Annotated in this window: 21 protein-coding genes; all 21 read left to right on the top strand. The window is 38.2% G+C overall.

Translation table 11 applies throughout. From position 1 onward, the window contains the following. Positions 1–8: 8 nt before the first annotated feature. A complete protein-coding gene (gene hslU, locus P3U61_RS07390) occupies positions 9–1,418 on the top strand; it encodes an ATP-dependent protease ATPase subunit HslU (RefSeq protein ID WP_014614084.1) in 1,410 nt (469 codons plus the stop codon). A 19-nt stretch (positions 1,419–1,437) separates the two neighbouring features. Further along, on the top strand, positions 1,438–2,211 hold the full coding sequence (codY, locus tag P3U61_RS07385; RefSeq protein WP_014614083.1) for a GTP-sensing pleiotropic transcriptional regulator CodY: 774 nt from the start codon (positions 1,438–1,440) through the stop codon (positions 2,209–2,211). 166 nt (positions 2,212–2,377) lie between these two features. After that, a complete protein-coding gene (gene rpsB, locus P3U61_RS07380) occupies positions 2,378–3,175 on the top strand; it encodes a 30S ribosomal protein S2 (protein ID WP_014614082.1) in 798 nt (265 codons plus the stop codon). Positions 3,176–3,264: 89 nt separating this feature from the next. Continuing rightward, a complete protein-coding gene (gene tsf / locus P3U61_RS07375) occupies positions 3,265–4,143 on the top strand; it encodes a translation elongation factor Ts (RefSeq protein ID WP_014614081.1) in 879 nt (292 codons plus the stop codon). Positions 4,144–4,294: 151 nt separating this feature from the next. Beyond that, on the top strand, positions 4,295–5,017 hold the full coding sequence (gene pyrH, locus P3U61_RS07370) for a UMP kinase (RefSeq protein WP_014614080.1): 723 nt from the start codon (positions 4,295–4,297) through the stop codon (positions 5,015–5,017). Between the two features lie 17 nt (positions 5,018–5,034). Next, a complete protein-coding gene (gene frr, locus P3U61_RS07365; protein ID WP_063284340.1) occupies positions 5,035–5,589 on the top strand; it encodes a ribosome recycling factor in 555 nt (184 codons plus the stop codon). Positions 5,590–5,832: 243 nt separating this feature from the next. Further along, positions 5,833–6,594, top strand: a complete 762-nt coding sequence (locus P3U61_RS07360; RefSeq protein WP_063278811.1) for an undecaprenyl pyrophosphate synthase — start codon at positions 5,833–5,835, stop codon at positions 6,592–6,594. 14 nt (positions 6,595–6,608) lie between these two features. Further along, positions 6,609–7,391, top strand: coding sequence for a phosphatidate cytidylyltransferase (locus P3U61_RS07355; protein ID WP_014614077.1), 783 nt, complete (start codon positions 6,609–6,611; stop codon positions 7,389–7,391). Positions 7,392–7,407: 16 nt separating this feature from the next. After that, positions 7,408–8,538, top strand: coding sequence for a 1-deoxy-D-xylulose-5-phosphate reductoisomerase (locus P3U61_RS07350; RefSeq protein WP_014614076.1), 1,131 nt, complete (start codon positions 7,408–7,410; stop codon positions 8,536–8,538). 6 nt (positions 8,539–8,544) lie between these two features. Then, positions 8,545–9,825, top strand: coding sequence for an RIP metalloprotease RseP (rseP, locus tag P3U61_RS07345; RefSeq protein ID WP_015729046.1), 1,281 nt, complete (start codon positions 8,545–8,547; stop codon positions 9,823–9,825). Between the two features lie 24 nt (positions 9,826–9,849). Then, on the top strand, positions 9,850–11,553 hold the full coding sequence (locus tag P3U61_RS07340) for a proline--tRNA ligase (RefSeq protein ID WP_063284341.1): 1,704 nt from the start codon (positions 9,850–9,852) through the stop codon (positions 11,551–11,553). A 967-nt stretch (positions 11,554–12,520) separates the two neighbouring features. After that, positions 12,521–16,777 (top strand): PolC-type DNA polymerase III, encoded by a 4,257-nt coding sequence (locus P3U61_RS07335; protein ID WP_410254254.1) that lies wholly within the window; start codon positions 12,521–12,523, stop codon positions 16,775–16,777. A gap of 124 nt (positions 16,778–16,901) precedes the next feature. Further along, complete coding sequence (gene rimP, locus P3U61_RS07330) at positions 16,902–17,369, top strand: ribosome maturation factor RimP (RefSeq protein WP_014614071.1); 468 nt, start codon at positions 16,902–16,904, stop codon at positions 17,367–17,369. 20 nt (positions 17,370–17,389) lie between these two features. Continuing rightward, positions 17,390–18,568: a transcription termination factor NusA gene (gene nusA, locus P3U61_RS07325; RefSeq protein WP_015729050.1), complete on the top strand. Its 1,179-nt coding sequence runs from the start codon at positions 17,390–17,392 to the stop codon at positions 18,566–18,568. A gap of 11 nt (positions 18,569–18,579) precedes the next feature. Beyond that, entirely contained in the window at positions 18,580–18,867 is a 288-nt protein-coding gene (gene rnpM / locus P3U61_RS07320; protein WP_014614069.1) for an RNase P modulator RnpM, read from the top strand. Further along, positions 18,864–19,169, top strand: a complete 306-nt coding sequence (locus P3U61_RS07315; RefSeq protein WP_099987064.1) for a L7Ae/L30e/S12e/Gadd45 family ribosomal protein — start codon at positions 18,864–18,866, stop codon at positions 19,167–19,169. Before rnpM ends, P3U61_RS07315 begins: the two co-directional genes overlap by 4 nt. A gap of 16 nt (positions 19,170–19,185) precedes the next feature. Next, entirely contained in the window at positions 19,186–21,324 is a 2,139-nt protein-coding gene (infB, locus tag P3U61_RS07310) for a translation initiation factor IF-2 (RefSeq protein ID WP_015729051.1), read from the top strand. A gap of 214 nt (positions 21,325–21,538) precedes the next feature. After that, positions 21,539–21,778, top strand: coding sequence for a hypothetical protein (locus P3U61_RS07305; RefSeq protein ID WP_014614066.1), 240 nt, complete (start codon positions 21,539–21,541; stop codon positions 21,776–21,778). A gap of 744 nt (positions 21,779–22,522) precedes the next feature. Continuing rightward, positions 22,523–22,867 carry a 30S ribosome-binding factor RbfA gene (gene rbfA / locus P3U61_RS07300; RefSeq protein ID WP_014614065.1) on the top strand — a complete coding sequence of 115 codons (345 nt, stop codon included), beginning with the start codon at positions 22,523–22,525 and terminating at the stop codon, positions 22,865–22,867. A gap of 84 nt (positions 22,868–22,951) precedes the next feature. Then, positions 22,952–23,869 (top strand): tRNA pseudouridine(55) synthase TruB, encoded by a 918-nt coding sequence (gene truB / locus P3U61_RS07295; RefSeq protein WP_014614064.1) that lies wholly within the window; start codon positions 22,952–22,954, stop codon positions 23,867–23,869. 14 nt (positions 23,870–23,883) lie between these two features. Continuing rightward, positions 23,884–24,855: a bifunctional riboflavin kinase/FAD synthetase gene (locus P3U61_RS07290; RefSeq protein ID WP_014614063.1), complete on the top strand. Its 972-nt coding sequence runs from the start codon at positions 23,884–23,886 to the stop codon at positions 24,853–24,855. Positions 24,856–24,927 lie beyond the last annotated feature (72 nt).

Here is a 24,927-nt window from a genome sequence, read left to right as displayed (position 1 = left end):
TATCGAGCATGGATCGTAATGCGATTAAATTTACACCCAAAGATATTGTAGATCGATTAAATGAATATATTGTAGGTCAAGAAGAAGCTAAGAAGAAAGTTGCCATTGCATTGAGAAATAGATATCGTCGTAGTTTGCTTGATGATGAAGTGAAACAAGAAATTGCACCTAAAAATATTTTGATGATGGGGCCGACAGGTGTAGGGAAAACTGAAATTGCACGCCGTATGGCCAAAATTGTCGGTGCACCGTTTTTAAAAGTAGAAGCAACGAAATTCACTGAGGTGGGGTACGTCGGTCGCGATGTTGAAAGTATGGTCCGAGACCTAGTTGACGTTGCTGTTCGTTTAGTTAAAGATCAGAAAAAAGCAAATGTTGTTGAAGCAGCGACACAAAAAGCGAATGATAAATTAGTGAAATTGCTTGTGCCGAGTTTAAAGAAAAAAGCAAGTCAAAATACCAACAATCCATTAGAGTCTTTATTTGGTGGCGCCATCCCGAACTTTGGGCAGCACAACGAAGAAGATGAGGAAGAACCACCAACAGAAGATATTAAAACAAAGCGCTCTGAAATTCGTGTACAGTTACTGAACGGACAGCTTGAAGAAGAGAAAGTTAAAGTGAAAGTAGAGCAAGACCCGGGCGCTCTAGGTATGCTCGGCACGAACCAAAATGAGCAGATGCAAGAAATGATGAATCAACTGATGCCGAAGAAAAAAGTTGAAAAAGAATTGCCGGTGAAAACAGCACGTAAAATTTTAGTTGACCAATTTGCTGATGAGATGATTGATCACGAAACAGCGAACCAAGAAGCACTTGATTTAGCAGAGCAAATGGGTATCATTTTTATTGATGAAATTGATAAAGTTGCAACGTCGAATCAAAATAGTGGTCAAGATGTTTCCAGACAAGGGGTACAGCGTGACATCCTGCCTATCCTTGAGGGTAGCGTAGTTAAGACGAAATATGGTACTGTTAGTACGGAACACATGCTTTTTATTGGCGCTGGAGCTTTTCATGTATCGAAACCAAGTGATTTAATTCCGGAGCTACAAGGACGTTTTCCAATTCGCGTAGAATTACAAGATTTATCAGTAGATGATTTTGTACGTATTCTTAAAGAACCGAAATTGTCCTTAATTAAGCAATATGAAATGTTATTGAAAACAGAAGAGGTTGTTGTGAACTTTACAGATGAAGCCATTTATCGACTGGCGGAAATGGCATATCATGTCAACCAAGAAACGGACAATATCGGTGCGCGTCGTCTGCATACGATATTAGAAAAAATGTTAGAAGACTTGTCTTTCGAAGCACCCAATATGCCGCATGCACAAGTGGACATCACACCACAATATGTTGATGATAAATTAAAAACGATTTCGACAAACAAAGATTTAAGCGAATTTATTTTATAAGAAAAAAAGGAGTAATGACATGAGCTTATTATCGAAAACAAGAGAATTGAGTAGTTTGTTACAAAAACATAAGGGCATCTCAGTAGATTTCAAAGATGTTGCACAAACAATTAGTAAAGTGACTGTAACTAATGTGTTCATTGTTTCTCGTCGCGGTAAAATATTAGGTTCTAGCTTAAATGAATTACTTAAGAACGAACGTATTATTAAAATGTTGGAAGACCGACATATCCCTGAAAAATATACCGAAAAGTTAATGCATGTATATGAAACGTTATCTAACATTTCAATTGATGATGAATTATCTGTATTCCCACCAGAAAATGAATCAGTATTTAAAGATTCAAAAACAACTGTATTCCCAATTATTGGTGGTGGCGAACGTCTAGGTACACTCGTTTTAGGACGCGTGTCTGACGAGTTTGAAGATAATGACCTCATACTTGGTGAGTATGCTGCAACAGTAATCGGTATGGAAATATTGCGTGAAAAACATTCAGAAATTGAATCTGAAGCGCGTGATAAAGCAGCAATTTCTATGGCGATTAACTCATTATCTTATTCAGAAAAGGAAGCAATTGATCATATTTTTGAAGAACTTGGTGGTAAAGAAGGTTTACTGATTGCTTCTAAAGTAGCTGACCGCGTAGGTATTACACGTTCAGTGATCGTTAACGCATTAAGAAAATTAGAAAGTGCGGGCGTAATTGAGTCTCGTTCACTCGGTATGAAAGGGACATTCATTAAAGTTAAAAAAGAAGCATTTTTAGACGAGTTATCTCGCACAGAATAAATGGCTTGACTTGTTGCAATTTGTCACATCTTGTGATATATTAATATGCGGCTGAAAAAGTCAAAACACACACGTGCATCAAAGTATAAGAGGGTGCGATAAGCTTATTTATCGTTTTTATACGAGTGGACGTGGCGGATGTAAACCAATAGGAGGAATTTATATTATGGCAGTAATCTCAATGAAACAATTATTAGAAGCTGGTGTTCACTTCGGTCACCAAACACGCCGTTGGAACCCAAAAATGAAAAAGTACATTTTCACTGAAAGAAATGGCATCTATATCATCGACTTACAAAAGACAGTGAAAAAAGTTGAAGAAGCTTACAACTTTGTTAAACAAGTTTCTGAAGAAGGCGGTAAAGTTTTATTCGTAGGTACGAAAAAACAAGCGCAAGAATCAGTGAAGGCTGAAGCAGAACGTGCTGGCCACTACTATGTCAACCAAAGATGGTTAGGCGGAATCTTAACAAACTACAAAACAATTTCTAAACGTGTTCAACGTATTTCTGAAATTGAAAAAATGGAAGAAGACGGTACTTTCGATGTACTTCCTAAAAAAGAAGTTGTAGAACTTAAAAAAGAATATGACCGTTTAATTAAATTCTTAGGCGGTATTCGTGAAATGAAATCAATGCCACAAGCATTATTCGTAGTTGACCCACGTAAAGAGCGTAATGCAATTGCAGAAGCGCGTAAATTAAACATTCCTATCGTAGGTATTGTTGATACAAACTGTGATCCAGATGAAATTGACTACGTTATCCCAGCGAACGATGACGCAATCCGTGCGGTTAAATTATTAACTGGTAAAATGGCGGACGCAATCTTAGAAGGTCAACAAGGTGTATCAAACGAAGAAGTGGCTGCTGAACAAGACATCGACTTAACAGAAGATGAAACAGCAGAAGGCGAATCAACTGAAGCGACAGAAAACACTGAAGCAACTGTTGAATCTAACTAAGACGCATCTTGAAATGGGTGATAAGATAAATATGCTTATCACCTTTTTTTAAAATAAATTAAGCATTTTTTAAATTGGAGGAATTATGAATGGCAATTTCAGCTAAACTTGTTAAAGAATTACGCGAAAGAACTGGCGCGGGTATGATGGACTGTAAAAAAGCTTTAGAAGCAACAGATGGAGATATCGAAAAAGCGATTGACTACCTTCGTGAAAAAGGTATTGCCAAAGCAGCTAAAAAAGCTGACCGTATTGCAGCTGAAGGTATCACACATGTTGAAGTGAAAGGTAATGAAGCAGTTATCGTTGAAATCAACTCTGAAACGGACTTCGTTGCTCGTAACGAAGGTTTCCAACAGCTTGTAAAAGAAATTGCTAACCAAATTCTTGATACAAAAGCAGCAACTGTAGAAGAATTAAATGAAACAACATTACCAAATGGTAAAAAAGTTTCTGAACATATGACTGAAGCAATTTCAACAATCGGTGAAAAATTAAGCTTACGTCGTTTCGAAATCAGAACTAAAACTGATAACGATGCATTCGGTGCTTATTTACACATGGGTGGTCGTATTGCAGTACTTTCTGTTGTTGAAGGTACAACTGATGAAGACGCAGCGAAAGACGTTGCAATGCACATCGCAGCAATCAACCCTAAATATGTATCTTCTGAGCAAGTAAGCGAAGAAGAACTTAACCACGAAAGAGAAGTTTTAAAACAACAAGCTTTAAATGAAGGTAAACCAGAAAACATCGTTGAAAAAATGGTTGAAGGCCGTTTACGTAAATATTTACAAGAAATTTGTGCAGTTGATCAAAACTTCGTTAAAAACCCTGATCAAACAGTTGAAGCATTCCTTAAATCTAAAGGTGGCAAACTTGTTGACTTCGTACGTTACGAAGTAGGTGAAGGCATTGAAAAACGCCAAGAAAACTTTGCTGATGAAGTTAAAGGACAAATGAAATAATTAACACGGTTTTGTATAAGAAAGAAGACACCTTTCGTGTCCTCCTTAGCATGACTTCAATGCATGATTGAAGCCGTGTACAAGGAAGATACCTATTGTGTCTTCTTTACTTGTATTGTTTTACATATTACGAATAGAGAGGTTAAAAATAATGACTGAAACTTCCAAATATAAGCGAGTAGTTTTGAAATTAAGCGGAGAAGCACTAGCAGGCGATAAAGGTTTTGGTATTAATCCAATGATTATTAAGAGTATCGCAGAACAGGTGGCAGAAGTAGCTAAAATGGACACTCAAATTGCTGTAATCGTAGGCGGTGGTAACATTTGGCGTGGGAAAACAGGTAGCGATTTAGGTATGGATCGTGGTACAGCTGACTATATGGGGATGTTAGCAACTGTCATGAATGCATTAGCTTTACAAGATAGTCTTGAGCAATTGGATTGCGACACACGTGTATTAACTTCAATCGAAATGAAACAAGTTGCCGAGCCGTACATTCGTCGTCGTGCAATTCGTCACTTAGAGAAAAACCGTGTCGTTATTTTTGCAGCTGGTATTGGAAACCCTTATTTCTCAACAGACACAACTGCAGCATTACGTGCAGCCGAAGTGGAAGCAGATGTGATTTTAATGGGTAAAAACAATGTGGACGGCGTTTATTCAGCAGATCCTAAAGTTGACCCAAATGCTAAAAAGTATGATCGCTTGACTTATATCCAACTATTACAAGAAGGTTTACAAGTAATGGATTCAACAGCCTCTTCATTCTGTATGGACAACAATATACCGTTAAAAGTCTTCTCTATTATGGAAGAAGGCAATATTAAACGTGCTGTTCAAGGTGAAGATATCGGTACAATCATTACAAAATAATATAGAGGTGCGAAACAATGAAAGAAATTATTCAAGATGCAAAAACGCGTATGAAAAAGTCAACTGAGAATTTATCTCGTGAATTAGCTCAAATCAATGCGGGCCGTGCGAACTCAAACTTACTAGCAGGTGTTCAAGTCGATTACTATGGTGCGCCTACGCCTGTACAACAACTTGCAAGTATTAACGTTCCCGAAGCACGTTTACTCGTTGTATCTCCATATGACAAAACGTCTTTGGCTGACATTGAAAAAGCAATCATCGCAGCAAATTTAGGGGTTAACCCAACGAGTGATGGTGATGTCATTCGTATTATGGTACCTGCTTTAACTGAAGAACGTCGTAAAGAGATTGTTAAAGAAGTGAAAAAAACGGGTGAAAACGCGAAAGTTTCTATCCGTAACATTCGTCGTGATGCGAACGATACGTTAAAAAGACAAGAAAAAGTTGGCGATATTTCTGAAGATGAGTTACGTAACGGATCTGACGAAGTGCAAAAAATTACTGATAGTTCAATCAAAGAAATCGATCAGTTAGTGGCAGACAAAGAAAAAGATATCATGTCAGTCTAAATCGCGCTGTCATTCACCTTATCATGTTGGCTTAATCTATGTAAGGTGTGTGAACTCAGTCCAATTTAATAGGAAGACTGTAGAAAAAGTTTGTCTACTTTTAAGCTGTACCGAATACGACTTTGGTACAGTTTTTTTCTTTGTTTATTCAATGCGGGTATTGAGTGTGATAAAATGGTAGATAATTGTACGCTTATGAGATTATAATATTTTAAGAGACGAAATAGGCTCGGAGGAACACGCATGTTTAAGAAATTTATGAAAAAAAATGACACTCAAAACCATATCGAAGCGCTCGATCTACATAATATACCTGAACACATTGCAATTATTATGGATGGCAACGGGCGTTGGGCGAAACAGCGTAAAATGCCAAGAATTAAAGGGCATTATCAAGGTATGCAAACGATCAAAACAATTACGCGTGCGGCAAGTGATTTAGGGGTTAAGTATTTGACCCTTTATGCTTTTTCAACGGAGAATTGGTCGCGACCGGATGAAGAAGTCAACTACATCATGGGCTTACCTGTTAATTTTTTAAATACGTTTTTGCCAGAATTGATTGAGAAAAATGTGAGAGTCGAAACGGTTGGCTTTATTGATGAATTGCCAGAAAAAACGATTCAGGCGATTGAAGAAGCGAAAATTAAAACAGCTGACAATACGGGATTGACTTTAATATTTGCGATTAATTACGGTGGTCGTGCGGAGATTGTTTATGGTATTCAAACATTGATGAAAGAGATGCGTCATGCGTCTGATCAAGATATCGATGCGTTAACAGAACAACATTTTCAAAAGTATCTCATGACTCGTGATTATCCTGATCCAGAATTATTGATTCGTACGTCTGGGGAACAACGCGTTAGTAATTTCCTGATTTGGCAATTGTCGTACAGTGAATTTATTTTTAATTCTAAAATGTGGCCAGATTTTGATGAGGAAGAGTTAAAAGCATGTATTAAAACATATCAATCACGACAAAGAAGATTTGGAGGATTGTAGATAGGAGTAGTGGGATGAAGGTTAGAACAATCACAACGATAGTGGCACTCATTGTTTTTTTACCTATTTTGCTCATTGGTGGATCAACATGGATGTATTTTACATTTTTACTTGCATTAATTGCGTTAAAAGAACTTTTAAACATGAATAGAATCCAATTATTGTCAATACCTGGTCTTTTGAGTGCATTGGCATTAGTCATTATGATGCTCCCGCAAGATTTTGGGGAGTGGGTTATCGTTTTGCAACAAAAATCACTGATTGCGATGAGTTTTATTATTTTAAGTTATACAGTGATGTCAAAAAATAGATTTAGCTTTATGGACTCTGCCTTTTGTTTGATGTCTGTCGCATACGTAGGTATTGGTTTTATGTATTTTTATGTAACGCGAGAAGCAGGGTTAGAATTTATCTTATTCGGATTACTGATTGTATGGTTGACAGATACTGGGGCATACATATTTGGACGCCTTTTAGGAAAACGTAAATTATGGCCAACGATTAGCCCGAACAAAACGATTGAAGGATTTATCGGTGGGTTAATTTGTAGTTTAATTGTGCCACTGGCATTTATGTTTTTCGTTGATTTTGATTATCCAATGGTAGGACTCTTACTCATCACCGTCGTATTGAGTATGTTCGGACAATTGGGCGATTTAGTAGAATCAGGGTTCAAACGTCATTTTGGTGTCAAAGATTCAGGACGTTTACTACCAGGACATGGTGGGATTTTAGACCGCTTTGACAGCTTTATGTTCGTATTACCTTTAATGAATATTTTCTTAATTCAAATGTAAAGAGAAGTGAGAAATGATGAAAAATATCGCTATTTTAGGTGCGTCAGGCTCTATTGGTCAACAGGCTATTGATGTCATTGAACGTCATCCTGAAAACTTTAATTTAATCGCATTCACTGTAGGAAAAAACATTGATTTTGCAATTGAAGTGATACAAAAATTTAATCCTGAGATTGTTGCTGTACAGGAAGAAAGCGCAGTTGCACAATTAAAACCTTATCACAGTCATATTGTCAGTGGTCGTGAAGGGTTAATTGAAGTTGCGACTTACAATAAAAATGATTTAGTGTTAAATTCATTGCTAGGTAGCGTAGGGCTTGAACCGACGATGAAAGCAATTGAAGTAGGGAAAGATATCGCATTAGCCAACAAAGAAACGTTAGTCGTTGCAGGTGAATTAGTGATGGCACATGCGCGTCAACATGGGGTCAATATTTTACCAGTAGACTCAGAACATGCTGCGATTTTTCAATGTTTAAATGGCGAAGAGATGCGCAAAGTGAAAAACGTGGTCATTACGGCAAGTGGTGGTTCATTCCGTGACTTGACACGTGATCAATTGGCTTCAGTTACGGTGGAAGATGCCTTAAATCACCCGAACTGGTCTATGGGTCATAAAATTACGATTGATTCTGCAACGATGATGAATAAAGGCTTCGAAGTGATTGAAGCGAAATGGCTGTTTGACTTAGATATTGATCAAATTCAAACCATTTTGCATAAAGAAAGTATCATTCATTCAATGGTCGAATTTGTTGATACGAGTGTGATGGCACAATTAGGTACGCCAGATATGCGCATGCCGATTCAGTACGCTTTCACATACCCTGAACGTATAGAGCATCAAGCGCCATCATTAAACCTTGCAGAAGTAGCGCAATTGAATTTTAAACCTATGGACTTTGATCGTTATCGCTGTTTACAATATGCGTATGATGCACTGCGTATCGGTGGTACGATGCCGGTCGTATTAAATGCTGTTAATGAAGTAGCAGTGGCTAAGTTTTTAAACCGAGAAATTGCCTTTTTAGATATTGAAAAAATAATCGAACGTGAAATGGCCGCACATGAGGTCATTCAAAATCCAACTCTGGAACAAATTTTAGAATTAGATTATTACTATAAAACAAAAGAATATGAGGTGTAAGAAACTGTGCTCATAACCCTTATTGCATTTATTATTGTCTTTGGTGTACTCGTATTTGTACATGAATTTGGTCATATGTATTTCGCGAAACGTGCGGGCATTATGTGTCCTGAGTTTGCGATTGGTATGGGTCCAAAGATTTTTAGTTTTCGAAAAGATGAAACACTTTATACTATTCGTTTGTTGCCGGTAGGTGGCTACGTGCGTATGGCGGGAGACGGGATGGAAGAGCAACCTGTTCAACCTGGTATGCATGTGAGAATCAAAACAAATGACGCGAATGAAGTGACGCACATCATTTTAGATGATCAACATAAATTTCAACAGATCGAAGCGCTAGAAGTGAAACAAGTCGATTTAACTGAGGACTTATTTATTGAAGGTATAACGGCTGATGATGATGCACGTCATCGTTTTAACATTGCTGAAAAAGCATTCTTCGTACAAAATGGGAGTTTGATCCAAATTGCACCACGACATCGTCAGTTTACGCATAAAAAGCCGTATCAAAAGTTTTTAACACTTTTTGCTGGTCCATTATTCAACTTTATTTTAGCTTTTGTGTTAATTATCGGTTTGGCGTATTATGAAGGTGTCCCTGTGCCTAAAATTGCGCAAGTTGGAGAAAAATCACCAGCGCAACAAATTGGCTTGCAAAAAGGTGATGAAATTAAAAAAATCGGTAATCATGAGATCCATCGTTTTAATGATGTGAAAAAGCAACTTGAAGCAACAGAAGGCAAGCCGACAACCATCGTCATTGAACGTGACGGTAAAACGATTGAAAAAGAATTCTCACCGAAAAAAGTAGAAATTCAAACGACAAAAACAACTAAACAAACAGATTATCAGCTGGGTTTTATGCCTGAAAGAGAGCGTTCGCTGTTTGAACCGCTTCTATTCGGTATCCAACAGACGATAGAATACGGTAAAATTATTTTCGTTGCTGTAGCCAGTATGATTGCGAGTATTTTTACAGGTGACTTTAGTTTTGATATGTTAAATGGTCCAGTCGGTATTTACAAAAATGTCGATACGGTAGTTAAAACGGGAATTATTAACTTAATCAGTTGGACGGCCGTATTAAGTGTGAACTTGGGAATTATGAATTTATTACCAATTCCTGCACTGGATGGTGGGCGTATTTTATTCGTGATTTACGAAGCGATATTTAGAAAACCTGCCAATAAAAAAGCAGAAACAGTTATTATTGCAGCAGGTGCGGTTTTTGTATTAATCATTATGGTGCTCGTCACTTGGAATGATATACAACGTTATTTCTTATGATAGGACAAGGAGGAACAATCTAGGATGAAGCAATCAAAAGTTTTTATTCCAACATTGAGAGAAGTACCTGCTGAAGCTGAGGCAATAAGCCATCAATTGTTATTAAAAGCAGGGTTAATTAAACAAAATGCTGCGGGGGTATACAGTTATTTGCCAGTAGCAACACGTGTCATCCATAAAATTTCAGATATTATCCGTCAAGAAATGGAACGTATTGACGCAGTAGAAGTTGTGATGCCGGTATTGCAACAATCTGAACTATGGAAGGAATCAGGACGTTGGGATGCTTACGGTATGGAATTGATGCGTTTACGTGATCGCAACCAACGTGAATTTGCATTAGGGCCAACACATGAAGAAGTCGTAACATCACTCGTACGCGACGAATTACGTTCATACAAACAGCTTCCATTAACGTTGTTCCAAATTCAAACAAAATTCCGTGATGAAAAGCGTCCACGTTTCGGTTTATTACGTGGTCGTGAATTCATTATGAAAGATGCGTATTCTTTTCACACTGATAAAGAATCACTCATGGAAACGTATCAAAATATGTACAACGCATACAGCACAATTTTCAAACGCGTTGGCTTAAATGTGCGCCCAGTTGTAGCAGATTCAGGTGCGATTGGTGGAAATCATACACATGAATTCCATGCATTAAGTGCCATTGGTGAAGATACGATTGTATATAGCAATAACAGTGATTATGCTGCGAACATTGAAAAAGCTGAAGTGACATATTATGAAACGGTAAACACTGCTGAGGCATTACAACCGTTAGAAAAAGTAGAGACACCTAATGTTAAAACGGCGCAAGAGCTTGCAGACTTTTTAGGCCAACCGTTAGAAAATATCATTAAGACGATGGTCTTTAAAGTGAATGGCGCGTTTATTTTATTACTCGTTCGTGGTCATCATGAAGTGAATGACGTTAAAATTAAGGATTACTTTAAAACAGATGATGTCGCTATGGCAACGGATGATGAAATTCGTAATTTATTAGGTGCATCACCAGGTTCATTAGGCCCTGTGACAGATCGAGATGTCAAAGTATATGCAGACCAATTCGTGCAATCATTACGCAACTTAGCGATTGGTGCAAATGAAGATGGTTACCATTACGTGAATGCAAATGTTGAGCGTGATTTCCAAATTGAAGGTTATGGCGATTTCCGTTTCATTCTTGAAGGCGAGCCATTGGCAGATGGTTCTGGCCCAGCGCAATTTGCGGAAGGTATCGAAGTGGGTCAAGTGTTCGTACTCGGTGAAAAATATTCTGAAGCGATGAAAGCGACGGTGTTAAATCAACAAGGGCGTGAACAAAACTTAACGATGGGTTGTTATGGCATTGGTGTCTCAAGAACATTGAGTGCGATTATTGAACAACACCATGATGATAACGGTATTATTTGGCCGAAATCAGTGACGCCATTTGATGTCCATTTAATTTCAGTGAATCCTAAAAAAGACGAACAACGTGCATGTGCAGATCGATTGTATGATCAATTATTAGGTACTTATGATGTATTGTATGATGACCGAAATGAGCGTGCAGGTGTGAAATTTAACGATGCAGACTTAATAGGTATTCCAGTTCGTGTCGTTGTCGGTAAAAATGCATCAGAAGGTATCGTAGAAGTGAAGCGTCGTGATACTGGCGACAGTGAAGATGTGCATGTGAACGATTTAGTGACACACCTTGAAAAATTATACGAACAAATTTAGTAGCTATCATGACTGAATTTGTTATAATACGATTAATCGTTGAACAATGTGAAGTATGATGGATGAACATTTGATATTTTGTTTTTATTGGTTGTTCACTTGGGCTCGCATTCCTAGGCGCCTCACTTCCACTAACCAACGCTTGTATGAATTATTATATTCTTGAAGCGTTGGTGGATTTTCAGTTTCGGCTCTATGCCTCAGGAGTCTCGCCCAGATTCACAATACAATCAGTCCAGGTGAATCATCATCGTTTGCTGTTTCAATAAAATTTGAAATATCATGGTTGTCAATGTATTTCACAATTTTAACTGATATCATTTGAGGAATAGCAAAGTTAACGTCTTGGACAGTTCTTACAAACATAGAAAGTGTTATTGAAATTCAAAAGTGGATAGGGTGAAGTGATGCATTGTTGATAACGCGAATAGCCCTAGTGCAGTGTAAGGCTTAAATTGATTTTAGAGGCTGGGACATTCAGTTTGTCCAGCCTTTTCTATTGTTTTCATGTACATGTGTAAAATTAAAATGCACAATCAAATTATTATTAATGGAAACCAAATTTTTGATACTCAATTGAGCTTAATTCCAACTTTTTGATTTCATTGATTAGTGGTCCTTGGTATCAAATTGCTAAAATGGATGAGACTCCCGAGGGATCAGCTGAACCGGAAAATCCACCAACGCTTCAACAATGTAATAGTTCAATTAAGCGTTGGTTAGTTGGAGGTTTCAGCCCCTGGGAAAGCGAATCCATGGCGGCAATTGTAATCAATATAGCAATCATATCAAAATAGATAAGTTTAGCAATTAAAAGAACAGCAAATCTAAAAATGAACCGATCGTATTCATGAAAATTGTTCAACATTAATGAATCCAACGCATACACGGCAATTCAAATAAGGTGGTTAGAAAATTGACATTACAGAATCAAGAAAAATTTAAGATTCTTCTTAAACAAGTGAATATGTTAGACCATTTTGATCAAGACTTCATTGATCAAGGCCAATTGACACGTGTAGATGTATCCCCAAAATCACGAAAATGGACGTTTCATATTCGGTTGCCACGATTGTTAAAATATGAAGATTATGCAGTCTTTACGCATGCGATGAAAGAAAGCTTCCAACATATTGCAGATGTAGATTGGAAAATTACGGTCAATGATGTGTCACAACAAGATGAATATTTACTGAAATATTTAGGTGATTGTATAGAACAAACACAATTGTCGCCTAAAGTGAAAGGGCAACTAAAACAAAAACGTATGATTGTCTCAGGTGATGTTGTTAAAATTCTCGTCCAAAATGATATTGAGGGGAACCATTTCAATAAAGTGTGCAACGGCAGCTTAGTGCGCGCGATGCAACGATGTGGTTTTAATATTCAAAAAGTTGTATTTGAAACAGATGAAAGTGGTCACGACGAAGATTTAGCATCATTAGAAGCTCATATTCAAGAGGAAGATGAACTAAGTGCACGCGAAGCAACTGCTAAAATTGAAAAAATGAAAGAACAACGTGCACAACAAGATGATGAAGTGGCCGTCGAACGTTGTCAAATTGGTAAGCCGATTCAAGTTGAAAATGTTCGACCGATTGAATCGATTATTGAAGAAGAGTTTAAGGTGGCAATTGAAGGTGTCATTTTTGACATTAATTTAAAAGAGTTGAAAAGTGGCCGTCACATCGTTGAATTAAAGGTGACAGACTATACGGATTCACTCGTACTTAAAATGTTTACACGTAAAAACAAAAACGACTTAGACCATTTCAAATCATTAAAAGAAGGTCAATGGGTGCGTGCACAAGGTCGTATTGAAGAAGATATGTTCATTCGCGACCTCGTGATGATGATGTCTGACATTGAAGCGATTAAACGCACACCAAAAATGGATAAAGCTGCGGAAAAGCGTGTAGAATTCCATTTGCATACATCAATGAGTCAAATGGATGGTGTGACGCATATTGGTGATTATGTCGCACAAGCTGCACAATGGGGACATGATGCGATTGCAGTGACGGATCATAACGTCGTACAAGCTTATCCTGATGCATATGCTGCAGCTGAAAAGCATGGTATTAAAATGATTTATGGAATGGAAGGCATGCTCGTTGATGATGGTGTGCCGATTGCGTATAAACCGTCGGATATTATGCTCCAAGATGCGACATATGTTGTATTTGACGTCGAGACTACCGGATTATCCAATCAGTACGATAAAATCATCGAGTTGGCCGCCGTGAAAGTGAAAAATGGTGAAATTATTGATAAGTTCGAACGATTTAGTAATCCGCATGAAAAGTTAACTGAAACGATTAAAAACTTGACGCATATTACAGATGATATGTTAAAAGATGCGCCTGAAATTGAAGAAGTGCTTACTGAATTTAAAGCATGGGTAGGCGATGCGATTTTCGTTGCACATAATGCATCGTTCGATATGGGCTTTATCGATACCGGTTATGAACGTCTCGGGTTTGGTCCTTCGACAAATGCGGTTATTGATACACTTGAGTTGTCACGTACGATTAACACAAGTTATGGCAAACACGGCTTGAACTTTTTAGCTAAAAAATATGGAGTGGAGCTCACACAACATCACCGTGCGATTTATGATACGGAAGCAACAGCTTATATTTTCGTGAAGATGTTGGCGCAATTAAAAGCGTTAGATGTGCACAACCACCAAGATATCAACAAAAAATTATCGAATGAAGATGCTTATAAACGTGCACGCCCGCAACACGTCACATTAATTGTGCAAAATCAAACCGGTCTTAAAAACTTGTTTAAAATTGTCAGTGCGTCTCTCGTGCAATATTATTACCGTACACCACGTATTCCACGGTCATTACTAGATGAACATCGTGAAGGCTTGTTAGTCGGTACCGCATGCGATGAAGGTGAAGTATTTACTGCCGTCATGCAGCGAGATCAATCTGAAGTTGAACGGATTGCGAAATATTATGATTATATTGAAGTGCAACCGCCTGCTTTGTACCAAGATTTACTAGATCGTGACTTGATTCGTGATAATGAAACGCTTGTCGAAATTTATGAACGTATTTTAAAAGTGGGAGAAACGAATCAAATTCCAGTAATTGCGACAGGCAATGCCCACTATTTACATGAACATGATGCGATTGCACGTCGTATTTTAATTGCCGCTCAACCTGGTAACCCGTTGAACCGTTCGACGTTACCAGAAGCACATTTTAGAACGACGGATGAAATGTTAGATGCTTTTCATTTCTTAGGTGAAGAACGTGCGCACCAAATCGTCGTTGAAAATACGCGTGCGTTGGCAGAGCGAATTGAAAAGGTCGTTCCAATTAAAGATAAACTGTATACGCCCAATATGGAAGGCGCAAATGAAGAAATTCGTGAAATGAGTTATCGTCATGCGAAACAGTTGTACGGTGAAGAATTACCACAGATTGTGATTGACCGTCTAGAGAAAGAGCTAGAAAGTATTATCGGTAACGGATTTGCGGTTATTTATTTAATTTCGCAAAGACTCGTTAAAAAGTCATTAGAAGATGGCTATTTAGTAGGTTCTCGTGGTTCGGTCGGGTCAAGCTTTGTTGCGACAATGACGGAAATTACAGAAGTGAACCCACTGCCACCGCATTACATTTGTCCAAGTTGTAAAAAGAGTGAGTTTTTCGATGATGGTTCAGTCGGTTCAGGCTTTGACTTACCTGATAAAACGTGTGAATGTGGCACAGAGATGATCAAAGAAGGACAAGATATTCCGTTCGAAACGTTCTTAGGCTTTAAAGGGGATAAAGTCCCCGATATCGACCTGAACTTTAGTGGTGAATATCAACCGAAAGCACATAACTATACAAAAGTCTTGTTCGGTGAAGAATATGTTTATCGTGCCGGAACAATTGGTACTGTCGCTGAAAAAACGGCATTTGGTTTCGTGAAAGGGTATTTAAATGATCAAGGCATTCATAAACGTGGTGCTGAAGTGGATCGTCTCGTGAAAGGTTGCACAGGTGTTAAACGTACAACTGGTCAGCACCCAGGTGGGATTATCGTCGTTCCAGATTATATGGACATTTTTGACTTTACACCGATTCAATATCCAGCAGACGATCAAAGTTCAAGTTGGATGACGACGCACTTTGACTTCCATTCGATTCATGATAACGTTCTGAAACTTGATATTCTCGGGCACGATGATCCAACGATGATTCGGATGTTGCAAGACTTGTCAGGTATCGATCCAAAAACGATTCCTGTTGACGATCAACAAACGATGCGGATTTTCAGTTCTCCAGAAGCGCTTGGTGTAACAGAAGAGGAAATTTTAGCGAAAACCGGAACGTTCGGTGTGCCAGAATTTGGGACAGGTTTCGTACGTCAAATGTTAGAAGACACGAAACCGACGACATTTTCAGAGCTTGTACAAATTTCAGGACTGTCACATGGTACCGATGTATGGTTGGGTAATGCACAAGAACTGATTCGTAGTGGAACTTGTACGTTATCGAGCTGTATCGGTTGTCGTGACGATATTATGGTGTACTTAATGTACGCTGGTTTAGAACCGTCACTCGCCTTTAAAATTATGGAAGCAGTACGTAAAGGTAAAGGCTTAACAGAGGAATTTGAACAAGTGATGAAAGAAAATAACGTGCCAGATTGGTATATGGATTCATGTAAGAAAATTAAATACATGTTCCCGAAAGCGCACGCAGCAGCTTATGTGCTAATGGCTGTACGTATCGCTTATTTCAAAGTGCATCATCCACTTTATTATTATGCAAGTTACTTTACTGTCCGTGCGTCAGACTTTGATTTAATTACGATGGTGAAAGACAAAGACAGTATTCGTCAAACTGTAAAAGATATGTATGCACGTTACATGGATTTAGGTAAAAAAGAAAAAGATGTATTGACCGTGCTAGAAATTATGAATGAAATGGCGCATCGTGGTTACCGGATGCAACCTGTCAACTTAGAGAAAAGTCAGGCATATGAGTTCATTATTGAAGGTGATACATTAATTCCGCCATTCGTTGCTGTGCCGGGTCTTGGTGAAAACGTAGCGAAACGTATTGTTGAAGCGCGTGAAGAAGGACCGTTCTTATCGAAAGAAGATTTGAACAAAAAAGCTGGTGTGTCACAAAAAATCATTGAATACCTCGATAGTTTAGGCTCATTACCGAATATGCCTGACAAAGCACAGTTGTCTATCTTTGATATGTAGAGATAAATTTGTCGGAAGATGCAATCTATGGTATAATGATGTTGCTTATAAAATTAGACTCAAGTGGGAAGAGTGGGTGTTACCCGCTCTTTTCTATTTGTTTGTCAGTCATAAGGGGGCTCGTATGAGTAAAGTTACAGAGCAAGTTGAAACCATAATACAACCTGTCCTTGACGAATTGAACTTTGAATTAGTAGACGTTGAGTTTGCTAAAGAAGGTCGCGATCATTATTTGCGTATCGCCATTGATAAACCGGGTGGCGTCGATTTGAATGATTGTACACTCGCATCAGAACGCATTAGTGAAGTGATGGATGAACAAGATCCGATTCCACAAGCGTATTATTTAGACGTGTCATCACCAGGTGCAGAACGTCCAATTAAAAATGAAAAAGGCTTTCAAAATGCGATTGAACAACCGATCTTTGTATCGTTATATGCACCGATTGAAGGTGACAAAGAATGGTTAGGTCATTTGAAATCAGTCACTGAAGATGCCATTACTATGGAAGTGAAAGTCAAAGCAAAGACGAAAACCATCACGATTCCACGTGATAAAATCGCTAAAGCACGTCACGCAGTTATGCTTTAAAGACGTAAGGAGGAAAATGAGTGGAAAGTAACGAATTATTATTAGCAACGGAATATTTAGAAAAAGAGAAAAAAATTCCTAGAGAAGTTTTAGTTGATGCAATTGAAGCAGCTTTAATTACGGCATATAAGAAAAACTACGACAGCGCACGTAATGTCCGTGTTGAATTAAATTTAGACAGCGGGACATTCCGAGTGATTTCTCGTAAAGAGGTTGTCGAAGAAGTGTTTGATCACCGTGAAGAAATTGATTTATCGACAGCATTAGTAAAGAACCCAGCGTACGAAATTGGGGATATTTATGAAGAAGATGTGACACCGAAAGACTTTGGTCGTGTCGGTGCACAAGCAGCTAAACAAGCTGTCATGCAACGTTTACGTGATGCAGAACGTGAAATTTTATACGAAGAGTTCATCGATAAAGAAGATGACATTATGACAGGTGTGATCGACCGTGTGGACCATCGTTATGTTTATGTGAATTTAGGACGTACAGAAGCAGTATTATCTGAAGCAGAACGTAGCCCGAATGAAACGTATCTTCCGAATGAACGCATCAAAGTGTATGTGAATAAAGTGGAACAAACGACAAAAGGGCCTCAAATTTTTGTATCACGTAGCCATCCAGGTTTATTAAAACGCCTTTTTGAACAAGAAGTGCCTGAAATTTTTGAAGGTACTGTGGAAGTGAAATCTGTTGCGCGTGAAGCGGGAGACCGTTCGAAAATTAGTGTGTACTCAGAAAATCCAGATATTGATGCAGTTGGCGCATGTGTGGGTGCGAAAGGTGCACGTGTAGAAGCGGTTGTGGCTGAATTAGGTGGCGAAAAAATCGATATCGTCCAATGGAGTGAAGATCCGAAAGTATTCGTACGTAATGCATTGAGCCCGTCACAAGTGATTGATGTGATTGTAGACGAAGAAAATCAATCGACGACTGTAATCGTTCCAGATTATCAACTGTCATTAGCAATCGGCAAACGTGGTCAAAACGCACGTCTTGCTGCAAAATTAACAGGTTGGAAAATCGATATTAAATCAGAAACAGATGCAAAAGCGTTAGGTATCGGTGAAAAAGAAGCAACAACTGTTGAAACTGAACCTGTAGCGATGACAGCTGAAGAGCTGGATTTAGAAGCAACGACGGATGAACACATTGAAGACAATGCAAGCTTAGAGGATGAAAGTAAAGAGAATTAGGAGGGATTTTTATGAAAAAGAAAAAAATTCCTATGCGAAAATGTATTTTATCTAATGAGATGAAACCTAAAAAAGAGATGATTCGTGTTGTCAAAAATAAAGAAGGCGAAATTTCAGCTGACGTAACAGGAAAGATGCCGGGACGCGGGGCTTACGTTTCAAAAGACATCGCTTTAATTGAAAGGGCACAACAGGCGCACAAATTAGAGGATTATTTTAAAGCGTCAGAAGAATCACTTGAACCTGTTTACAAAGAAATTATACGTCTGATCTATAGAGAAGAGATTCCGACAAAATGAATGGACAACAATTTTTAAACTTTTTAGGTTTGGCGATGCGTGCGGGAAAAGTGAAGACAGGCGAATCTGTCATCCTTACTGAAGTGAAAAAGCGTCGTTTAAAACTTGTGCTCATCGCAAGTGACGCGTCTGAGAGTACGAAAAATAATATCATCAATAAATGTAACAGTTATCAAACACCTTATCGCATTGTTAGTAACCGTAACGATTTAGGAGATGCATTAGGTAAAGGTGCACGTGTCAATGTCGGTATTACTGATCAAGGGTTTGCAAAAAAGTTGATGTCAATGATAGATGAATAATGTTAGGAGTGGTTTAATGAGTAAACAAAGAATTTATGAGTATGCCAAAGATTTAAATATTAAAAGTAAAGATGTAATTGATGAGTTAAAGAAAACGGGAATCGAAGTGTCCAACCACATGCAAACTTTAGAAGATGACCAAGTGAAAGCGTTGGATAAAGTATTCAAAAAAAACCAAGCTCCGAAACAACAAAAAGAGCAAAAAAATACTCAATCAAATCACAAAAACCAAAAACAAGGTAACAACCAAAAACAAGGTAACAACCAAAAACAAGGCAACAATCAGCAACAAAAGGGTAAAAATAACGGCCCTAAACAAAACAAGAAAAACAACAAAGGCAATAAAAACAAAAAGCAAAACAAGAAAAATGCACCACAACAACCAAGTGAACCTAAAGAACTGCCATCAAAAATCACTTACACTGAAGGTATTACAGTGGGTGAATTATCAGACAAACTCGGCGTAGATTCATCAGAAATTATTAAAAAGTTATTCTTGCTTGGCATTATGGCGAACATCAACCAATCTTTAGATATTGAAGCACTTGAATTAGTTGCATCTGATTACGGTGTGGAACTTGAAGAAGAAGTGGTCATTGATGATAACGACTTGTCAATTTATTTTGAAGACGTTGAAGAAGATGAAGACGCGATCGTACGTCCAGCAGTTGTGACTATCATGGGACACGTTGACCATGGTAAAACGACATTGCTTGACTCAATTCGTAATACACGTGTTACTGAAGGAGAAGCAGGCGGTATCACACAACATATCGGTGCTTACCAAATTACGAACAATGGCAAAAAAATCACGTTCTTAGATACGCCAGGACACGCCGCTTTTACAACAATGCGTGCGCGTGGTGCTCAAGTGACAGACATTACCATTTTAGTTGTCGCTGCTGATGATGGTGTGATGCCTCAAACAATTGAAGCGATCAACCATGCGAAAGAAGCAGATGTGCCAATTATCGTTGCAGTCAACAAAATTGATAAGCCAACAGCGAACCCTGACCGTGTGATGCAAGAACTAGCGGAATACAACCTCATCCCTGAAGACTGGGGTGGCGATACGATTTTCGTACCACTATCAGCGTTAAGTGGTGAAGGTATTGACGATTTACTTGAAATGCTTATCTTAGTTTCTGAAGTACAAGAATTAAAAGCGAACCCGAATAAAGCAGCAGTCGGTACAGTTATCGAAGCTGAGTTAGACAAATCACGCGGTCCTGCCGCTTCATTACTTGTCCAAAATGGTACATTAAACGTCGGCGATGCACTTGTAGTCGGTAACACACATGGTAAAGTCCGTGCGATGGTGAATGACCTCGGTAAACGTATTAAAACTGCAGGTCCATCAACACCAGTTGAAATCACTGGTTTAAGCGACGTACCTCAAGCAGGTGACCGCTTCGTCGTATTCAAAGACGAGAAAAAAGCACGTCGTATTGGTGAGGCACGTGAACAAGAAAATATTATCCAACAACGTCAAGAAAGCAAAAACGTAACATTGGATAACTTATTCGAACAAATGAAGCAAGGTGAAATGAAAGACTTGAATGTCATCATCAAAGGTGACGTACAAGGTTCAGTGGAAGCATTAGCTGCGTCATTAATGAAGATTGATGTTGAAGGCGTAAACGTGCGTATTATTCATACAGCAACAGGTGCCATCAACGAATCTGACGTGACATTAGCACATGCCTCAAACGGTATCATTATCGGCTTTAACGTCCGTCCAGATGCAGGGGCAAAACGTGCAGCAGACGCTGAAAATGTCGATATGCGTTTACACCGTGTCATTTATAACGTGATTGAAGAAATCGAATCCGCAATGAAAGGCATGCTTGATCCTGAATTTGAAGAAAAAGTCATCGGTCAAGCAGAAGTACGTCAAACATTCAAAGTATCGAAAGTCGGTACAATCGCCGGTAGTTATGTCACTGAAGGTAAAATCACACGTGACGCAGGTGTCCGTGTTATCCGTGATGGTGTCGTATTATTTGAAGGCGAATTAGATACATTGAAACGTTTCAAAGACGATGTGAAAGAAGTTGCACAAGGTTACGAATGTGGTATCACAGTAGCGAAATTCAATGATATTAAAGAAGGCGATATTATTGAAGCATTTGTCATGGTAGAAGTAGAAAGATAATGAACTGAATGAAACCTCCTTGAGTCTATGATGGGTTGAAGGAGGTTTTGTTATGTAAAAAATGGCGCATGAATTTTAAATTGTTTTTCATTCACTTGCTTATTGTTGTTACTTTAGCGTTTATATGCACCTTTTAAAAGTAGCAAAAAACTAAAACTTTATTCCTTTAAATTTTAAACTTTTGTATAATAAAGACAAACAAAGGAGGACGTTGATGGAAAAGTTATTAAAAGATTTTTTCATCACTTTTATCATCGGTGTGGCTGGCATATTATTAATGTACTGGATCGGTTACGTGCCACCGAATCCGCGCATATTCAATGTTGTAGATAAGATTACTGTAACGCATTTCTTTGAGAATCGCATTTATGACAATTGGCTCATGATTGCATTTTTATTTGCCCTTGTTGTCACTGTGTTTGATGTAGGGAGTTCAAAGAAAGAGGATAAGTAAATAAAGCGTCAGGATCCGGTAATGACTTTACATATGTAGAATGAGTTAGAAGGTGTAGAAATACATCTGTTTTGATAGTACGTTGCAAAACTGACAAAGATTCGAGACTTGGATATTAAGTGATCCGAGTCTTTTAATGGTTATTGTATTTATAAAATTACACTGTGGCCCTCAATATACTTTCAAAATAAATGCAATGCGCGTATAATACATCTATAAAAACATAGGAGCCTATGAGTCATATGTTTTCACCTACAGCTTGCTAAATTTGTAATAGTAGGGGGTGATACATATGGTGACGATAATTATACACTTAGATATATCTATCTGTTTAAGTATCATTGTCTATTTTTTGGTAAGATATCATCATAAAAAGACAAAAAAACAACCCCCGTTACCGCAATTAACGAGGGTACCCTAATAATAGGCTGTAATAGTAAAACATATGTTGAGCTCGAACTCACTTATATGTTGCTATGTTTTTAGCTCCTAATCTACTCTCATAAAGACGGTTAGGAGTTTTTTCTTTTTTTAATCATAGCATGTGCTTGACATAAATACAAGCACCACGCAGGTAGAATTACAATTGACAACAATCAAAAATAATTTCAACCACGTCTTTTGAAAATAAATGAAAACCAATCATCTTTTCTACTCTGTTTCATTGACGCCTCTTCCTACTCTCCTTTATAATGATTTATTGAGGATAACGCTACGATATTTTATCGAAAGGAGGCACTTTTTATGAATATGCGTGCAGAACGTGTTGGCGAACAAATGAAAAAAGAATTAATGGATATTATTAATAACAAATTAAAAGATCCAAGAGTCGGTTTTCTAACGATTACAGATGTACAGCCAACAAACGATTTATCATTAGCAAAGGTTTATTTAACAGTACTTGGTAGTGATAAAGAACGCGAAAATACATTCAAAGGTCTTGAAAAGGCAAAAGGATTCATTAAATCAGAAATTGGTCAGCGTATGCGACTTAGAATTGTCCCTGATTTGCAATTTGAATATGATGAATCGATTGAATATGGCAACCGTATTGAACGATTGATTCAAGATTTAAATCATAATGACTAACAATGTGCGCTAGAGTGCGTGAGATGATCTGCAATTGTGGAGTCCACGTAGTCTAGCTTATTTTATGAAAAGGAGTGTTGGTGGATGTATCATGGTATTTTACCGGTCTATAAAGAACGAGGGTTGACAAGTCACGATGTCGTTTTTAAATTGCGCAAAATTTTAAAGACGAAAAAAGTCGGCCATACCGGGACATTAGATCCTGAAGTAGATGGCGTCCTTCCTATTTGTATCGGTCAAGCGACAAAAGTGAGCGATTATGTGATGGAAATGGGAAAAACGTATCGCGCTGAAGTGACATTAGGTTTTTCAACGACGACAGAGGATCAAACGGGTGACGTCTTGGCACGTGAAATCGTTACGGTTGACCAATTCGATGCCAATCAAGTTGATGCAGTGTTACACTCATTTAAAGGGTGGACGACACAAATTCCACCAATGTATTCGTCTGTGAAAGTAAATGGCAAAAAATTGTATGAATACGCACGCAATGGTGAAACGGTAGAGCGCCCTAAACGTCAAATTCATATTTCGCATATTGCACGGATTTCGGACTTAATTTTTGAAAATGACATCGTACGTTTTTCAATAGAAGTGACTTGTGGCAAAGGGACATATATTCGAACACTCGCAACGGATATTGGTCGAGCACTCCATGTACCAGCGCATATGTCATTGTTGACACGGACGATGAGTGGTGGCTTCAGTTTAGACCAAGCACTCACTTTAGCATTGATTGAACAGTCGCATCATGACGACACACTCCAAAATCAATTATTACCACTTGCATACGGCTTGAAAGGACTTCCATCTTTCCATGTTCAAAATGAAAGTGATAAAATGAAGATAAAGAATGGACAAAAGTTTGCTAAAGGTTATTTTAATGTGCCATTTGAGCAGCAACTTGTCATGGTTGATAGTGACAATGATGATGTATTAGCAATTTATGAAGTGCATCCATCACGACAAGATGAAATTAAACCGAAAAAGGTATTTAATTAAAAGGAGACTTGGTTATGGAAGTTATTGAGATTACACATCCTATTCAAGCTGAACAATATATTCAAGAGGATGTAGCAATGGCGCTTGGCTTTTTCGATGGGCTACACAGAGGGCATCAAGCATTATTTGATGAATTAGATCGTGTGGCAAAGGAAAAGGATCTGAAGAAAGCGGTCATGACTTTTGATCCACATCCGTCAGTCGTTTTAAATCCTAAACAAAAACGCACGACTTATATTACGCCGTTAGATGATAAAATTGAATTATTAGGCGAACAAAATATTGATTATTGTCTTGTTGTGAATTTTTCTTCACGATTTGCGGAAGTGACACCTGATGAATTTGTTCAAGACTATTTAGTGAAAAATCATGCTCGTGTTATTATTGCTGGATTTGATTTTACATTTGGTAAGTATGGTAAAGGGAATATGGCGATGCTTCAAGAATATCAAGCGCAATTTGAAAGTATTACAATTGGTAAGCAAGATTTGAACCGTGAAAAAATTTCAACGACAGCGATTCGTGAAGCATTGAAAACGGGTCATCTTGCGAAGGCGAATGAGCAATTAGGTTACCGTTATCGAATGAAAGGAACCGTCGTGCAAGGTGAAAAGCGCGGCCGTACGATTGGTTTCCCAACAGCGAATATTGAACCAAGTGATGACTATGTTTGGCCAACGCTCGGTGTTTATGCGGTCAGTATGACGATTGGTTCAAGTGATCAAATTTACCGTGGTGTTGCTAACATTGGTGTGAAGCCGACGTTCCACGATGATTTACCTCAAGCTGTCATTGAAGTGAATATTTTTGATTTTACGGAAAACATTTATGGCGAACGTGTTACGATTTATTGGCACCACTACATCCGACCAGAGTTGAAATTCGATGGGATTGACCCACTCGTTGCGCAAATGAACGATGACAAAGCACGTGCCAAACATTTATTAGCGGTTGATTTTGGTGACGATGTATCATATAATGTATAAGTCTAATAAAGATTAGCACACGACCTTTATCTTGGTAGGTTGAAACTCCGACGCCTGACTCAGATAAAGGCA

The organism is Staphylococcus pseudintermedius, assembly GCF_034042775.1.
In the GTDB taxonomy this organism is placed as follows: Bacteria; Bacillota; Bacilli; order Staphylococcales; family Staphylococcaceae; genus Staphylococcus; species Staphylococcus pseudintermedius.
The sequence above is the reverse complement of the archived record's forward strand: the minus strand, read 5'-3'. Positions and strand labels throughout refer to the sequence as shown.

What these genes read in the sequence shown, in the direction of transcription:
- hslU (WP_014614084.1), top strand. Translation starts at nt 9, where the DNA reads ATGGATCGTAATGCGATTAAATTTACACCCAAAGATATTGTAGATCGA.
- codY (WP_014614083.1), top strand. Translation starts at nt 1,438, where the DNA reads ATGAGCTTATTATCGAAAACAAGAGAATTGAGTAGTTTGTTACAAAAA.
- rpsB (WP_014614082.1), top strand. Translation starts at nt 2,378, where the DNA reads ATGGCAGTAATCTCAATGAAACAATTATTAGAAGCTGGTGTTCACTTC.
- tsf (WP_014614081.1), top strand. Translation starts at nt 3,265, where the DNA reads ATGGCAATTTCAGCTAAACTTGTTAAAGAATTACGCGAAAGAACTGGC.
- pyrH (WP_014614080.1), top strand. Translation starts at nt 4,295, where the DNA reads ATGACTGAAACTTCCAAATATAAGCGAGTAGTTTTGAAATTAAGCGGA.
- frr (WP_063284340.1), top strand. Translation starts at nt 5,035, where the DNA reads ATGAAAGAAATTATTCAAGATGCAAAAACGCGTATGAAAAAGTCAACT.
- P3U61_RS07360 (WP_063278811.1), top strand. Translation starts at nt 5,833, where the DNA reads ATGTTTAAGAAATTTATGAAAAAAAATGACACTCAAAACCATATCGAA.
- P3U61_RS07355 (WP_014614077.1), top strand. Translation starts at nt 6,609, where the DNA reads ATGAAGGTTAGAACAATCACAACGATAGTGGCACTCATTGTTTTTTTA.
- P3U61_RS07350 (WP_014614076.1), top strand. Translation starts at nt 7,408, where the DNA reads ATGAAAAATATCGCTATTTTAGGTGCGTCAGGCTCTATTGGTCAACAG.
- P3U61_RS07340 (WP_063284341.1), top strand. Translation starts at nt 9,850, where the DNA reads ATGAAGCAATCAAAAGTTTTTATTCCAACATTGAGAGAAGTACCTGCT.
- P3U61_RS07335 (WP_410254254.1), top strand. Translation starts at nt 12,521, where the DNA reads ATGTTAGACCATTTTGATCAAGACTTCATTGATCAAGGCCAATTGACA.
- rimP (WP_014614071.1), top strand. Translation starts at nt 16,902, where the DNA reads ATGAGTAAAGTTACAGAGCAAGTTGAAACCATAATACAACCTGTCCTT.
- rnpM (WP_014614069.1), top strand. Translation starts at nt 18,580, where the DNA reads ATGAAAAAGAAAAAAATTCCTATGCGAAAATGTATTTTATCTAATGAG.
- P3U61_RS07315 (WP_099987064.1), top strand. Translation starts at nt 18,864, where the DNA reads ATGAATGGACAACAATTTTTAAACTTTTTAGGTTTGGCGATGCGTGCG.
- infB (WP_015729051.1), top strand. Translation starts at nt 19,186, where the DNA reads ATGAGTAAACAAAGAATTTATGAGTATGCCAAAGATTTAAATATTAAA.
- P3U61_RS07305 (WP_014614066.1), top strand. Translation starts at nt 21,539, where the DNA reads ATGGAAAAGTTATTAAAAGATTTTTTCATCACTTTTATCATCGGTGTG.
- rbfA (WP_014614065.1), top strand. Translation starts at nt 22,523, where the DNA reads ATGAATATGCGTGCAGAACGTGTTGGCGAACAAATGAAAAAAGAATTA.
- truB (WP_014614064.1), top strand. Translation starts at nt 22,952, where the DNA reads ATGTATCATGGTATTTTACCGGTCTATAAAGAACGAGGGTTGACAAGT.
- P3U61_RS07290 (WP_014614063.1), top strand. Translation starts at nt 23,884, where the DNA reads ATGGAAGTTATTGAGATTACACATCCTATTCAAGCTGAACAATATATT.